This window comes from Spiroplasma endosymbiont of Zeiraphera isertana (assembly GCF_964030805.1).
Classification (GTDB): Bacteria; Bacillota_I; Bacilli_A; order Mycoplasmatales; family VBWQ01; genus Spiroplasma_E.
In genome coordinates this window covers 305,411-321,115 of record NZ_OZ034965.1, presented here as the reverse complement: position 1 = coordinate 321,115, position 15,705 = coordinate 305,411, and the positions used below count along the sequence as shown (strand labels likewise).

The window sequence follows — 15,705 nt, the reverse complement described above, 5'->3', positions numbered from 1 at the left end:
TATATAGAAAATATAATATTTGCTTTTGTTATAAATAAAAATTATAAAATTGTTCTTTTTACTCAAAATAATTACTAAAATAGAAGAAAAATTTTATATTATGTTACTTTAATTGTAAAATTAAAAAGGACACTTATATAAAAATTAAATTGTGTTAGTTCTATAATTAAGAAAAGAAAAGAATTAGCGCAATGTATAAGTATCTGAGTATTGAATCAATAATAGCAATAAAAGAATATAAAAATTATGGATTTTCGATTCGTAAAATAGCAAAAATTGTTGATTATAGTAAATCAACTGTACATAGAGTTTGTAGATTATTAAATAAAAACTTATTGCCATTAGAAATATTGAATCAATTTCAAAAAAATAAACAAAATGCAGGCAGAAAATTAATAATTTTAACTTTAACAGAAATTAATAGTATTAATCATTTGTTAATTACTAAAAAGTATGCTCTTGATATAATTGCTAACTTTTTAAAGGAAAATAAAATAAAAAGTATTTCAACAAAAACTTTATATAAAATGTTTAAAAAAAATCGAATGGGTTTTGATGAAAATAACTTATTGAGAAAAGGCAAAAATAAATCTCACAAACAAAAAGAAACTGGGGGCAAAATTAATAATTGTAAGTCTATTCATGAAAGAAATTTAATCATTCCTAATATTAAAAATATACAAGAATTTGGTAATTTAGAAGGTGATACTATCATTGGCAAAGATCATAAAAGTTCTATTATTACTTTGGCTGATATATGATCAAAAACCACAATTCCTTTAGTAACTAAAAATCATAAATCAGAAAATATTACGAAAAGTATAATAAAATTTATTTCAAAGTTACAAAAAGGAACAGTTAAAACCATTACTTTTGATCGTGGTAAAGAATTTAGTAAATGAAGATTAATCGAAAAAATTTGTAATGTCAAAATTTATTTTGCAGATCCCGGTAAACCTTGCCAAAGGGGTTTAAATGAAAATAATAATGGTATTTTAAGAAGATATTTACCAAAATCTACAGATCTATCTTCATATAAACAAAAAGATTTAAATTTTATAGCATTTCAAATTAATTCTACACCCAGAAAATCGCTCTCTTATAAAAGACCAATAGATTTAATACAATTATTTTAAAAAACTGTCCCATTTATATTTACAACTCAGGTTTTAAAAAAGATCCAATTATTATTAAAACAAAAAACGAAGAATATATTACTTTAGAAAAAATCTCACAAATTTTGCAAGATCCAATTAAAGCACCAAATAAAATTTATTTTTTAAAAAAGAAATAGAAATTTAAAAGTATTATAAAATGAGGTAATTATGAAAATTTTAAAATCAATTAATAAAATTTTTGAGTATCCAAATATTTTAGATTTAACGCCAGGAGATTTTTACTTAAATTCACATGAGTATCATTTAGCAACGCAAGAAGTAATAGTGATATTGGGTGTATTAATTAATAAAAAAAAATTGAAAATGCTATTAAAACTTTAAATTTTACTTGAATAAATTTTAAAGAAAAAGTAATTGTTTATTTTTCTATTTTTGCCTACCTTATAATAGGTAATGAATATAATGATTTAAAATCAGTTAAAATAAATCAAATTAAATTTAAAGATAATACGTTAAAAATTAAATTTAAAGAAACATTACTTAAAATGATTAATAAGTTTCCAAGAACTTTGCATTTAACTAATGTTTTGGGTAATGATAATGATCGCGCTAATATGTATGCAGTTAACGCTATTTTAAATATTAAAAAAGGGATTGGATATGATAATTTTCATATTACTCTTTTTTCAGTATATCAATCGTTAGAATTAAAATTAAAGCATTGTTTAAGAAAATATATTCAAGTTGAACCTTCAGCTAGTAAGAAAAAATTTAATTTTCATAATTTAATACGATTGATTAAATTAATTAGTACTACAAGAGTTGAAAGTGAGGAAATGAGTAAAATATTATTAAACTTAAGAGAACGTTTGCGTTATTTTGAACAAATTAATCTTGGCGGTCAAGCAGCAAGATATGAAGCTGAGATAAATCATAATTATTTTCATAATTTAAATTCGTATATAATTAATGAACAAGAATTACTAAGTAATTTTGTCAAGGCTTTAAGTTTATTACAATAATTATAGGAAATTATCCCTGCATGTACTAGTGTGGAGGAAAAAATGAATTGAAATGAATTCAATAGCATATTTCAAACTGAAAACGATTGTTTGAAATATATAGCGAAGTTTAAAATAATGAAATGCATCAGGTGTGCTTCTTCTAGTTTGAATGCTTCTGATTTGAGAAGAATACGATGTTTGAACTGTAACCAAACATTTAGTATTCTTTATGGAACCATTTTTTATAAGTCACAGACCCAAATGACATCTTGGTTTTATCTCATCTTTAGATGAATAAACACAAAGCATGGCATACCAGCAACCGATGTTGCAAGGGAATTGGGTATGACCTATAAAACAGCTTGAAGAATGTGTCATGAAATCAGGACTAGAATTGGAAATCAAGATGCAGGTTTCATTGTTGATGGCACAGCACAGATGGATGAAATGTATCTTTCACATTTAGGTTTTAAAAAACAAGGAAGATCCTTGTTGAATAAAACTTTGATTGTTGGAGTTTATGAGAAAACCAGCAACAAACTAATTGTGAAGGTTCTGAAAAATGCAGATGAAAAAAACCTTTTAAGATTTGCATTGAAACACATTTTTACTGAGTGCTGTCTATTTACGGATTCTTGGAAGGGATATGTAAGTTTCAAAAACTTCTATCCCAAACATGAAATCGTAAATCATGAAGTTGGGTATGTGTCACCAACAGGTGTAAACACAAACCAGATTGAATCAGCATGAAAGCACATCCGACGAACTTTCCGAACACACATAAGAGTTTCAAAGCACAATATTCATTTATATGCAAAAGAATCAGCATATAAATTCAATAACATACCTAGTTTTGAAACTGTAATTTTGTGTTGGATTTAAATACATGCGGGGATAATTTCCTAGGTAGGCTTTTATCTCCATTTATGTGATAAAATTTAAAAATAGTACATAAAGGGATAAAAGCCTAATTATATTTAAAATTAATAGAATTATATAAAGATGATAATACTAAAGTTAAAATGCAAAAAAAATTGATTTAGAATTAGTTAAAGTTTCAGGAATTAAAATCGAAGATGATCCAAAAAAAATTAATGATAAATTAAGAAATGTGCTTGATAATCAAATTTTTGGTAACTATCAAGAATTAATTGATTTAAATTACAATGATGTTGCTATTTTGGAATTTTTAATCAGAATTGGATTTATACAGTATGTTAATGATACAATTGAACAACTTTTATAAAAAAGTATTTATTTTTACTTTTTTATATGATATAAATTAAATTTATGAGTATAATATTTTAGATATTGAAAGGGGTATGAACTGTGGACAGTTATGTTATTAATGAACTCACTACTATTATTCTTGATGCAGTAGCATTTGCAAATTATGAAATAGAATTGAATCAGGTTGTTATTGAAATTAATAAAAATAATGACTTAGGTGATTATTCTACATCAATAGCAATGATATTAGCAAAAAAATATAAACAAAAACCATTAGACATTGCTGAAATTATAGTTAAAAATATTCATCAGAAACACCCATTAATTAAAAAAATTGATTATATTACTCCTGGTTTTATTAATATTAATATTAATGTTGAAGGATTTAGTTTGTTATTAATGAAAATTATTAATGAGAAATCATTATATGGTCAATCTAATAAAAAAAATATTACTTATAATATTGAATTTATTAGTGCTAATCCAACCGGACTTTTACATTTAGGACATGCAAGAAATGCGGCTATTGGTGATAGTTTAGCTAATATATTAGAACATAGAGGATATAATATAGTTAGAGAATACTATATTAATGATGCTGGTAATCAAATTAATGTTTTGGCCAATTCAATTTTCATAAATTATCAAAATCTTTGTGGCAATGCTGTTGAATTACCAAAAGAAAGTTATCGTGGTTCTGAAATTTTAGCTGCTGCACAATCATTTTTGAAATTAAATGGTAATAAATTTGCAAATAAACCTTTTGATGAAACTTCTTCTTTAATTTTTAAAGAATTTGGTATTAATTATATGCTTTCAGAAATTAAAAAAGATTTAAAAAAATTTAAAGTTAAAATTAATATTTGATTTTCTGAATCATTTTTATATAAAGAAAATATTATTTCTAATTTAATCAAACAATTTGAAATGCAAGGCAATACTTATCAACTTGATGGTGCTATTTTTTTAAAAACTACTTTATTTGAAGATGATAAAGATCGTGTAATTGTTAAGAAAGACAAAACTTATACATATATGCTTCCTGACTTGGCTTATCATCATATTAAATTTCAACGTAGTGATGTGTTAATTAATATTTGAGGAGCAGATCATTATGGCTATATTCCACGAATTAAAGCAGGATTATATATGCTTAATAATGATGCCACTAAACTTGATATTTTATGTATGCAAATGGTAAAGGTTATTGATAATGGTAAAGAACAAAAAATGTCAAAAAGAGCAGGAACATCAATAACTTTAAGACATATGATAGATTTAATTGGAAAGGATGCTTTACGTTATTTTTTAGTATCAAGATCAGTTGAATCACATCTTGATATTGATTTAGCACTTGCTAAACAACAATCTAACGAAAATCCTGTTTATTATGCTCAATATGTTCATGCGCGTATAAATCAAATTATAGAGAATTATCCAAAATTTGAAATTGCAAATAGTATTAATTTATTAACAGAACAAAAGGAAAAAGAATTATTGATTACATTAGATGAATATATAATTATTTTGCAAAAAATTGAAAAACAGCATCAACCACATTTGCTTACAAATTATACTCAAAAATTAGCTAAGTTATTTCATTCTTATTATAATAAACATAAAGTTATTAGTGAAGATCAACAATTAACAATTCAACGATTAACATTAGTTTTAGCAATAAAACAAATAATGGCAAATGCTTTAAATTTAATTGGTGTGGATGCGCCTAAAAAGATGTAAAAAATATATTTTTCCTGAGTTGTAAATATAAATGGGACAGTTTTTTAAAATAATTGTATTAAATCTATTGGTCTTTTATAAGAGAGCGATTTTCTGGGTGTAGAATTAATTTGAAATGCTATAAAATTTAAATCTTTTTGTTTATATGAAGATAGATCTGTAGATTTTGGTAAATATCTTCTTAAAATACCATTATTATTTTCATTTAAACCCCTTTGGCAAGGTTTACCGGGATCTGCAAAATAAATTTTGACATTACAAATTTTTTTGATTAATCTTCATTTACTAAATTCTTTACCACGATCAAAAGTAATGGTTTGAACCGTTCCTTTTTGTAACTTTGAAATAAATTTTATTATACTTTTCGTAATATTTTCTGATTTATAATTTTTAGTTACTAAAGGAATTGTGGTTTTTGATCATATATCAGCCAAAGTAATAATAGAACTTTTATGATCTTTGCCAATGATAGTATCACCTTCTAAATGACCAAATTCTTGTATATTTTTAATATTAGGAATGATTAAATTTCTTTCATGAATAGACTTACAATTATTAATTTTGCCCCTAGTTTCTTTTTGTTTGTGAGATTTATTTTTGCCTTTTCTCAATAAGTTATTTTCATCAAAACCCATTCGATTTGTTTTAAACATGTTATATAAAGTTTTTGTTGAAATACTTTTTATTTTATTTTCCTTTAAAAAGTTAGCAATTATATCAAGATCATACTTTTTAGTAATTAACAAATGATTAATACTATTAATTTCTGTTAAAGTTAAAATTATTAATTTTCTGCCTGCATTTTGTTTATTTTTTTGAAATTGATTCAATATTTCTAATGGCAATAAGTTTTTATTTAATAATATACAAACTCTATGTACAGTTGATTTACTATAATCAACAATTTTTGCTATTTTACGAATCGAAAATCCATAATTTTTATATTCTTTTATTGATATTATTGATTCAATACTCAGATACTTATACATTGCGCTAATTCCTTTCTTTTCTTAATTATAGAACTAACACAATTTAATTTTTATATAAGTGTCCTTTTTAATTTTACAATTAAAGTAACTAAAAAGCATAAATCAGAAAATATTTTTAATTTTCACAAAAAATCTTGATATTACTTTTAATTTAAAATTAAAAGTAATATTTTTATATCAGGGGTGATTTTTTGTGACTAATAATGAATTAATTGATGTTTTAAAAAACAAAAAAGATGAAGAATTTATAAAAATTATTAGACATTTTAAAAATAGAATTAAACAAATTGAGAAAAAAGAAAAATTAGATGCAATTGATAAAAAATTTAAAGAAAAAGGAATTCAATGTCCAAATTGTAAATCTTATTGATGTGTAAAAAATGGTTTTAAGAATAATAAGCAAAAATATTTATGCAAAGATTGTAAAAGTAGCTTTGATGCTTTAAGAAATAATTTTTTACATTGAAGTCATTTATCTCATGAACAATGAGATTGAATAATTTGATTGTCATTGTTAGGTCAATCTGCTTATACTATTTCTCAATTTGCTAAAATTTCAAAAACATCAGCATGATTTAATCGTCAAAAATTTATGAAATCATCACAATTAGCAAAAACACAAAAACCATTCACAAAATTAAAAGGTAGAATTGAAATTGATGAAACTTTTATCAAAGAAATTCATAAAGGAAATTTCAAAAATCCAGATGATCCAAGAAAAAAATGAATTGAAGAAAATGCTAAAGATTTAAACTGTTGTATTGAAATGGCAATTGATGAAAATAAAAATATTTATGCTCAAACAACAAATACTAAAAGATTAACAAAAAAATGAGTACAAGAAAATTTAACATCTAAGCTTATCGAAGAAAAATCAATTATAGTTTGTGATATGCAAATACTATATGATACAGTAGCTAAACAAACAAAATGTACTCTCAAGAAATTTAAATCAAAAGAAAATAAAGAATTAAATTATAAAAATTTAAGTAATATCAGTAAAATACAATCAAGTTTAAAAGAATTTATTACTCATTATCATGGCATTGGATTTACCAATATTCAAAATTACCTCAATTTATGAAAATTTAAATACCAACATTATAAAATATCACCTTATGCAAAATCTGAAGCATTATATTTCAGTTTGTAAAAAAAATAAATCCCAAAATTAAATAAAATCAAATTTTAGGCCAGGTTGATGATTTTTTTTATTTCATCAAGAGTTTTTTTGAAAATTAAAAGAAAATATTACGAAAAGTATAATAAAATTTATTTCAAAGTTACAAAAAGGAACAGTTAAAACCATTACTTTTGATCGTGGTAAAGAATTTAGTAAATGAAGATTAATCGAAAAAATTTGTAATGTCAAAATTTATTTTGCAGATCCTGGTAAACCTTGCCAAAGGGGTTTAAATGAAAATAATAATGGTATTTTAAGAAGATATTTACCAAAATCTACAGATCTATCTTCATATAAACAAAAAGATTTAAATTTTATAGCATTTCAAATTAATTCTACACCCAGAAAATCGCTCTCTTATAAAAGACCAATAGATTTAATACAATTATTTTAAAAAACTGTCCCATTTATATTTACAACTCAGGATTTATAATATACAATTTAGAAGGTGATTAAGAAATGCAAAACAAACAAACAGTAGTAGAAGTAGCATATAGTTTTTTATGCAAAAAGAAAAAAAGCAGTTTTAATGAAATTTGAACACATGTTAAAAAACAATGTAATATTTCTAAAGAAGATGAAGAAAAAATTGCTGGTGAACTTTATACTGGAATTATTTTAAATACCAATTTTTTCTTAAAAAATGATAAACTTTGATATCCACGTAATGAAGTCTCATTAGAGGAAATTAAAGAACATATGACAAGAGTAGAAATTCCAAGTAATACAAAAGAAGAAATTGATAGTACTGAAACAGTTACAGATAATGATGAAACTATAGATTTAAGTGAAGACGTAGAATATGAAGATGATGATTTAAATACCATTAGTATTCAACCATTAGAAGATAGTTATGATGATGAATAATCATGATATTATTAATTAATATTTAGGAGAAAACTAATGAATTCAAAGTATATATTTATTACTGGTGGTGTTGTATCATCTTTAGGTAAAGGAATTACAGCAGCATCGCTTGGGCGTATATTAAAGCAAAAAAATATTAAGATTTTTATGCAAAAATTTGACCCTTATATTAATGTTGACCCAGGTACTATGAGTCCTTATCAACATGGTGAAGTATATGTAACTAGTGATGGTGCTGAAACTGATTTAGATTTAGGTCATTATGAACGTTTTATTGATGAAAATCTGACTAGAGACTCCAATATTACTGCCGGAAAAGTATACCAAACTGTTTTAAAAAAGGAACGCGATGGTTTTTATGAAGGGAAAACTGTACAATTTGTACCACATGTTACTGATGAAATTAAAAAACATATTTTTAATTCCGCAATTAATAGTAAGGCTGATGTTATTATTACCGAAATTGGTGGAACAGTTGGTGATATTGAATCATTAGCTTTTATTGAAGCCATTAGACAAGTTAAAAACGAAAAAGGTCATGAAAATGTTATTGTTATTCATACTACATTAATTCCTTATTTACATTCGGTTGGTGAATTTAAAACGAAACCCAGTCAACATTCAGTAAAAGAAATATTATCATTAGGTATTCAACCTGATATTTTGGTTTGTCGTAGTGAAACTATGCCACCTGATCATATTTTTGATAAATTATCTTTATTTTGTAATATTAAACGCAGGCATGTTTTAGCAATTCCTGATTGTGATAATATTTATAAAGTGCCATTATCTTTAGAACAACAAAAAATTGATGAAGTGGTTTCAGAATTATTAAAATTAAATAAAACTAAACCAGATATGTCAGAATGACATACAATTGTTAAAAAGTTAGATAATATTAATCAAGAAGTTACTGTTGGTATTGTGGCAAAATATTCGAATTTAAGTGATGCTTACTTATCAGTAATTGAATCATTGAAAATTGCAGGTTATAGTCTTAATACTAAAGTTAATTATAAAATTATTAACGCTGAAAGTTTAGATAGTAAAAACATTAATTCTATGCTTTCTCCTTTCCAAGCAATAATTGTTCCTGGTGGCTTTGGTAATCGTGGTGTTGAAGGTAAAATCAATGCAATTAATTATACTCGATTTAATAAAGTTCCTTTCTTAGGATTATGTTTAGGTATGCAGTTAGCTTGTATTGAATATGCTCGTAATGTATGTAATTTACAAGATGCTAATTCTACTGAATTTAATGAAAAAACTAAAAATCCTATTTTTGATTTATTACGTGGTAAAAATAAAAATGATCAAATCGGGGGAACTTTAAGATTGGGTAATTATCCAACCACTTTAATTAATGATTCATTAGCAAAATCTCTTTATAAACAAAAGATTATTATTGAACGTCATCGTCATCGTTATGAATTTAATAATAGTTATAAAACATTACTTGCAAAAAATGGATTAATTTTTAGCGGTATATATAATAAAGAAGATTTGGTAGAAATGATTGAGTTGCCAAAAGAAGTACATCGATTCTTTATTGCAAGTCAGTTTCATCCTGAGTTCACATCAAGAATTAATAAACCAAATCCTTTATTTTTAGGATTAATTAAAAGTATTATTAAAAAATAATGATAAAGTAAGAAAATTTAATTTTAAAATTGTTATAATTTTTATGAATTGTATATTCTCAAAATATATATGCAACTAGATTTTTTATGAAAATATATAATATAAGGTTATAATATTTTAAGAAAGAAGGAAAAGAAATGAATAAATTTGTTAGTGCAAAAAATATGATTGATAAAGCAAAAGCAGGTAAATATGCCGTTGCTCACTTTAATATTAATAATTTAGAATGAACAAGATCTATTCTTGAAGTTGCACAAGAAACTAAATCATCTGTTATTTTAGGTGTTTCAGAAGGTGCTATTAAATACATGGGTGGATTTAACACAGTTGCTAGTATGACTTTAGCGTTATTGAATGATTTAAATATTACTATTCCGGTGACATTACATTTAGATCATGGTCAATCAGTAGATTCTTGTAAGAAAGCATTAGATGCTGGTTTTAGTTCTGTTATGTTTGATGGTTCTCATTTAGATTTTAATGAAAATATAAAAGGTACCAAAGAAGTAGTTGCTTATGCTAAGAAAAGAAATGCATCTGTTGAAGCAGAAGCAGGGACTATTGGTGGTGAAGAAGATGGAGTTATTGGTAGTGGTGAGATTGCTAGTGAGGAAGATTGTAAAGCATTAGCAGCTTTAGGAATTGACTTTTTAGCAGCCGGAATAAATAATATTCATGGAAAGTATCCTAAAAATTGAGATGGTTTAAATTTTGATGTGTTAAAAAATTTATCAGTAGCTTCAAATAAGCCAATGGTATTACATGGTGGTTCTGGAATTCCAAAAGATCAGGTTAAAAAAGCTATTAATTTAGGAATTAGTAAAATTAATGTTAATACTGAATTACAAGAAGTGTTCGCCGCAGCTATTGAAAAATATGTTACGGAAGGAAAACTTAATGAAGATAAAGGGTTTGATCCTAGAAAAATTTTTAAGCCAGGAATGGAAGCAATTAAACTTAAAGCTAAAGAATTATTAACGGAATTTGGTTCATTAGGAAAATCTTAAATTAAGATAAATTTCAAATATGAAAATTACTTTTATTATCAATAACTTGTGATATTTTTTCATTACTTTAATTGTAAAATTAAAAAGGACACTTATATAAAAATTAAATTGTGTTAGTTCTATAATTAAGAAAAGAAAGGAATTAGCGCAATGTATAAGTATCTGAGTATTGAATCAATAATATCAATAAAAGAATATAAAAATTATGGATTTTCGATTCGTAAAATAGCAAAAATTGTTGATTATAGTAAATCAACTGTACATAGAGTTTGTAGATTATTAAATAAAAACTTATTGCCACTTTAATTGTAAAATTAAAAAGGACACTTATATAAAAATTAAATTGTGTTAGGTCTATAATTAAGAAAAGAAAGGAATTAGCGCAATGTATAAGTATCTGAGTATTGAATCAATAATAGCAATAAAAGAATATAAAAATTATGGATTTTCGATTCGTAAAATAGCAAAAATTGTTGATTATAGTAAATCAACTGTACATAGAGTTTGTAGATTATTAAATAAAAACTTATTGCCATTAGAAATATTGAATCAATTTCAAAAAAATAAACAAAATGCAGGCAGAAAATTAATAATTTTAAATTTAACAGAAATTAAGAGGCTTTTATGTAATCTGTGTATCTTTGTTTTACAAGGTACTAGTTTAGATTAATTCTGTCTTCAAATTTTATCATAAAATGGGCAATTGCTGTATTTCAATTTTGAATGGGCATTGTTCATTTTTTTGTTATATTTTCAATTGCTAAGTAAAATATTTTGAAAACTGCCATATCGTTAGGAAAAACTTTTTTATTTCTAATAACTTTTCGTAATTGACTATTAACAGATTCAATAGCATTTGTAGTATAAATTACTCTTTTAATTTCTGGTGGATAACTAATAAAAACCATTAAATTATCTCAATTTTTATATCAAGATTTAGTAATTTGAGGATATTGTTTATTTCATTTATTTTCAAACGATTCTAAAGCTTGCATTGCTTGTTCTTCACTACATGCACTATAAATTGGTTTTAAATCTGTAACTAGAGATTTTCGATGTTTGTATGAAACATATTTTAAATTATTTCTAATTTGATGAACTATGCATAATTGATGTTCGGTTTTAGGATAAACTGATTGTATTGCTTCTGACATGCCTGTTAAATTATCACTACAAGCATTAAGAATATCATTTAAGCCTCGATTTTTCATTTCTGTAAAATTAGATAATCAAAATTTAGAACCTTCATTTTCACTAATTCATAAACCTAAAACATCTTTTTTACCTTCTAAATCAACTCCTAGTGCTATATAAACTGATTTGTTAATAATCCGTTTATCTTGTCGTACTTTAACTACTATACAATCAAAATAAACAATCGGATAAATACTTTCTAATGGCCGATTTTGCCATGCTTTGACATCATCAATAACCTCATCAGTAATTTGACTAATAACACTTTCACTAATATCTTTTAATTTTCACAAAAAATCTTGATATTACTTTTAATTTAAAATTAAAAGTAATATTTTTATATCAGGGGTGATTTTTTGTGACTAATAATGAATTAATTGATGTTTTAAAAAACAAAAAAGATGAAGAATTTATAAAAATTATTAGACATTTTAAAAATAGAATTAAACAAATTGAGAAAAAAGAAAAATTAGATGCAATTGATAAAAAATTTAAAGAAAAAGGAATTCAATGTCCAAATTGTAAATCTTATTGATGTGTAAAAAATGGTTTTAAGAATAATAAGCAAAAATATTTATGCAAAGATTGTAAAAGTAGCTTTGATGCTTTAAGAAATCATTTTTTACATTGAAGTCATTTATCTCATGAACAATGAGATTGAATAATTTGATTGTCATTGTTAGGTCAATCTGCTTATACTATTTCTCAATTTGCTAAAATTTCAAAAACATCAGCATGATTTAATCGTCAAAAATTTATGAAATCATCACAATTAGCAAAAACACAAAAACCATTCACAAAATTAAAAGGTAGAATTGAAATTGATGAAACTTTTATCAAAGAAATTAATAAAGGAAATTTCAAAAATCCAGATGATCTAAGAAAAAAATGAATTGAAGAAAATGCTAAAGATTTAAACTGTTGTATTGAAATGGCAATTGATGAAAATAAAAATATTTATTCTCAAACAACAAATACTAAAAGATTAACAAAAAAATGAGTACAAGAAAATTTAACATCTAAGCTTATCGAAGAAAAATCAATTATAGTTTGTGATATGCAAATACTATATGATACAGTAGCTAAACAAACAAAATGTACTCTCAAGAAATTTAAATCAAAAGAAAATAAAGAATTAAATTATAAAAATTTAAGTAATATCAGTAAAATACAATCAAGTTTAAAAGAATTTATTACTCATTATCATGGCATTGGATTTACCAATATTCAAAATTACCTCAATTTATGAAAATTTAAATACCAACATTATAAAATATCACCTTATGCAAAATCTAAAGCATTATATTTCAGTTTGTAAAAAAAATAAATCCCAAAATTAAATAAAATCAAATTTTAGGCCAGGTTGATGATTTTTTTTATGGAAATTATCCCTGCATGTACTAGTGTGGAGGAAAAAATGAATTGAAATGAATTCAATAGCATATTTCAAACTGAAAACGATTGTTTGAAATATATAGCGAAGTTTAAAATAATGAAATGCATCAGGTGTGCTTCTTCTAGTTTGAATGCTTCTGATTTGAGAAGAATACGATGTTTGAACTGTAACCAAACATTTAGTATTCTTTATGGAACCATTTTTTATAAGTCACAGACCCAAATGACATCTTGGTTTTATCTCATCTTTAGATGAATAAACACAAAGCATGGCATACCAGCAACCGATGTTGCAAGGGAATTGGGTGTGACCTATAAAACAGCTTGAAGAATGTGTCGTGAAATCAGGACTAGAATTGGAAATCAAGATGCAGGTTTCATTGTTGATGGCACAGCACAGATGGATGAAATGTATCTTTCACATTTAGGTTTTAAAAAACAAGGAAGATCCTTGTTGAATAAAACTTTGATTGTTGGAGTTTATGAGAAAACCAGCAACAAACTAATTGTGAAGGTGCTGAAAAATGCAGATGAAAAAAACCTTTTAAGATTTGCATTGAAACACATTTTTACTGAGTGCTGTCTATTTACGGATTCTTGGAAGGGATATGTAAGTTTCAAAAACTTCTATCCCAAACATGAAATCGTAAATCATGAAGTTGGGTATGTGTCACCAACAGGTGTAAACACAAACCAGATTGAATCAGCATGAAAGCACATCCGACGAACTTTCCGAACACACATAAGAGTTTCAAAGCACAATATTCATTTATATGCAAAAGAATCAGCATATAAATTCAATAACATACCTAGTTTTGAAACTGTAATTTTGTGTTTGATTTAAATACATGCGGGGATAATTTCCTAGGTAGGCTTTTATCTCCATTTATGTGATAAAATTTAAAAATAGTACATAAAGGGATAAAAGCCTTTTTTATTTCATCAAGAGTTTTTTTGAAAATTAAAACTAATATCTGCACCATGATATAACTCTTGCAACTGCATTCCAATGTCAGATACTGTCATACCTTTTGCATATAGTGAAAGAACTTGTTGATCAAAACCATCAAATCTTCTTTGTCTTTTTGGCACTATTACAGGAGTAAAATTACTATTACGATCTCGTGGTACATCAATTTCAATTTTACCTTCTTGAGTTATTAATTTTTTTGAAGTTATGCCATTACGAGCATTTTCACTATTACTATGTTGATTTTTTTCATATCCTAAATAATTTTGCATTTCAGAATTCAACATTTTTTCCACTAATCTTTTTGTTAATTCTTTATATAAACCTCCTTCTTTAAAAACTGTTGTTAAATCTTCAGTATTTTCTAGTAATAAATCTACTGCTTGTGATATTGGATCATTATTATTAATGTTTTGTTTTTTAACCATTTGTAACTCACTCTTTCTAGTCATTTAATTATATTTACTAGAATTAATTAAACATAGTTATTTTTGTAAGTTACGCAGATTACTAAACATTACCGAAATTAATAGTATTAATCATTTGTTAATTACTAAAAAGTATGCTCTTGATATAATTGCTAACTTTTTAAAGGAAAATAAAATAAAAAGTATTTCAACAAAAACTTTATATAACATGTTTAAAACAAATCGAATGGGTTTTGATGAAAATAACTTATTGAGAAAAGGCAAAAATAAATCTCACAAACAAAAAGAAACTAGGGGCAAAATTAATAATTGTAAGTCTATTCATGAAAGAAATTTAATCATTCCTAATATTAAAAATATACAAGAATTTGGTCATTTAGAAGGTGATACTATCATTGGCAAAGATCATAAAAGTTCTATTATTACTTTGGCTGATATATGATCAAAAACCACAATTCCTTTAGTAACTAAAAATCATAAATCAGAAAATATTACGAAAAGTATAATAAAATTTATTTCAAAGTTACAAAAAGGAACAGTTAAAACCATTACTTTTGATCGTGGTAAAGAATTTAGTAAATGAAGATTAATCGAAAAAATTTGTAATGTCAAAATTTATTTTGCAGATCCTGGTAAACCTTGCCAAAGGGGTTTAAATGAAAATAATAATGGTATTTTAAGAAGATATTTACCAAAATATACAGATCTATCTTCATATAAACAAAAAAATTTAAATTTTATAGCATTTCAAATTAATTCTACACCCAGAAAATCGCTCTCTTATAAAAGACCAATAGATTTAATACAATTATTTTAAAAAACTGTCCCATTTATATTTACAACTCAGGCCATTAAAAATATTGAATCAATTTCAAAAAAATAAACAAAATGCAGGCAGAAAATTAATAATTTTAACTTTAACAGAAATTAATTTTAATT

Annotated in this window: 12 protein-coding genes and 6 pseudogenes; 15 read left to right on the top strand and 3 right to left on the bottom strand. The window is 24.7% G+C overall.

Annotated features, from left to right (window positions below; genetic code table 4):
- The first annotated feature begins 191 nt into the window (after positions 1 to 191).
- From AAHM78_RS02205 to argS, 5 genes are all read left to right on the top strand, one after another.
- Positions 192 to 1,136, top strand: coding sequence for an IS30 family transposase (locus AAHM78_RS02205; protein WP_342254221.1), 945 nt, complete (start codon positions 192 to 194; stop codon positions 1,134 to 1,136).
- 189 nt (positions 1,137 to 1,325) lie between these two features.
- On the top strand, positions 1,326 to 1,499 hold the full coding sequence (locus AAHM78_RS02200) for a hypothetical protein (protein ID WP_342254220.1): 174 nt from the start codon (positions 1,326 to 1,328) through the stop codon (positions 1,497 to 1,499).
- A gap of 164 nt (positions 1,500 to 1,663) precedes the next feature.
- Entirely contained in the window at positions 1,664 to 2,140 is a 477-nt protein-coding gene (locus AAHM78_RS02195) for a hypothetical protein (protein ID WP_342254219.1), read from the top strand.
- Positions 2,141 to 2,287: 147 nt separating this feature from the next.
- Entirely contained in the window at positions 2,288 to 3,004 is a 717-nt protein-coding gene (locus AAHM78_RS02190; RefSeq protein ID WP_342254114.1) for an IS1595 family transposase, read from the top strand.
- 447 nt (positions 3,005 to 3,451) lie between these two features.
- A complete protein-coding gene (gene argS, locus AAHM78_RS02185) occupies positions 3,452 to 5,092 on the top strand; it encodes an arginine--tRNA ligase (protein WP_342254218.1) in 1,641 nt (546 codons plus the stop codon).
- 44 nt (positions 5,093 to 5,136) lie between these two features.
- Here argS and AAHM78_RS02180 read toward each other — a convergent pair whose 3' ends face one another.
- Entirely contained in the window at positions 5,137 to 6,081 is a 945-nt protein-coding gene (locus AAHM78_RS02180; RefSeq protein ID WP_342254217.1) for an IS30 family transposase, read from the bottom strand.
- 193 nt (positions 6,082 to 6,274) lie between these two features.
- On the opposite strand from AAHM78_RS02180, the gene AAHM78_RS02175 reads away from it, so the two are divergent.
- The 7 genes and pseudogenes from AAHM78_RS02175 to AAHM78_RS02150 all read left to right on the top strand — a co-directional run.
- Entirely contained in the window at positions 6,275 to 7,234 is a 960-nt protein-coding gene (locus AAHM78_RS02175; RefSeq protein WP_342254216.1) for an IS1595 family transposase, read from the top strand.
- A gap of 91 nt (positions 7,235 to 7,325) precedes the next feature.
- A pseudogene (locus AAHM78_RS16620) lies at positions 7,326 to 7,658 on the top strand (IS30 family transposase); the annotation flags it as partial.
- 65 nt (positions 7,659 to 7,723) lie between these two features.
- A complete protein-coding gene (gene rpoE, locus AAHM78_RS02170) occupies positions 7,724 to 8,131 on the top strand; it encodes a DNA-directed RNA polymerase subunit delta (protein WP_342254215.1) in 408 nt (135 codons plus the stop codon).
- Between the two features lie 36 nt (positions 8,132 to 8,167).
- Positions 8,168 to 9,772 carry a CTP synthase gene (locus tag AAHM78_RS02165; RefSeq protein ID WP_342254214.1) on the top strand — a complete coding sequence of 535 codons (1,605 nt, stop codon included), beginning with the start codon at positions 8,168 to 8,170 and terminating at the stop codon, positions 9,770 to 9,772.
- 137 nt (positions 9,773 to 9,909) lie between these two features.
- Positions 9,910 to 10,779: a class II fructose-1,6-bisphosphate aldolase gene (gene fba / locus AAHM78_RS02160; protein WP_342254213.1), complete on the top strand. Its 870-nt coding sequence runs from the start codon at positions 9,910 to 9,912 to the stop codon at positions 10,777 to 10,779.
- 150 nt (positions 10,780 to 10,929) lie between these two features.
- Positions 10,930 to 11,082 (top strand): annotated as a pseudogene (locus AAHM78_RS02155) (helix-turn-helix domain-containing protein); the annotation flags it as partial.
- Between the two features lie 82 nt (positions 11,083 to 11,164).
- Positions 11,165 to 11,401, top strand: a pseudogene (locus tag AAHM78_RS02150) (helix-turn-helix domain-containing protein); the annotation flags it as partial.
- Positions 11,402 to 11,435: 34 nt separating this feature from the next.
- Here AAHM78_RS02150 and AAHM78_RS02145 read toward each other — a convergent pair.
- Positions 11,436 to 12,251 (bottom strand): annotated as a pseudogene (locus AAHM78_RS02145) (IS256 family transposase); the annotation flags it as partial.
- A gap of 80 nt (positions 12,252 to 12,331) precedes the next feature.
- Here AAHM78_RS02145 and AAHM78_RS02140 point away from each other — a divergent pair.
- Positions 12,332 to 13,291 (top strand): IS1595 family transposase, encoded by a 960-nt coding sequence (locus AAHM78_RS02140; protein WP_342254209.1) that lies wholly within the window; start codon positions 12,332 to 12,334, stop codon positions 13,289 to 13,291.
- Between the two features lie 204 nt (positions 13,292 to 13,495).
- The gene (locus AAHM78_RS02135) at positions 13,496 to 14,212 is read left to right on the top strand and encodes an IS1595 family transposase (RefSeq protein ID WP_342253288.1); all 717 of its coding nucleotides are present in this window, start codon (positions 13,496 to 13,498) and stop codon (positions 14,210 to 14,212) included.
- A gap of 128 nt (positions 14,213 to 14,340) precedes the next feature.
- Here the strand turns inward: AAHM78_RS02135 and AAHM78_RS02130 are convergent.
- Positions 14,341 to 14,766 (bottom strand): annotated as a pseudogene (locus AAHM78_RS02130) (transposase); the annotation flags it as partial.
- 79 nt (positions 14,767 to 14,845) lie between these two features.
- On the opposite strand from AAHM78_RS02130, the pseudogene AAHM78_RS02125 reads away from it, so the two are divergent.
- Positions 14,846 to 15,583: pseudogene (locus tag AAHM78_RS02125) on the top strand (IS30 family transposase); the annotation flags it as partial.
- Positions 15,584 to 15,705 lie beyond the last annotated feature (122 nt).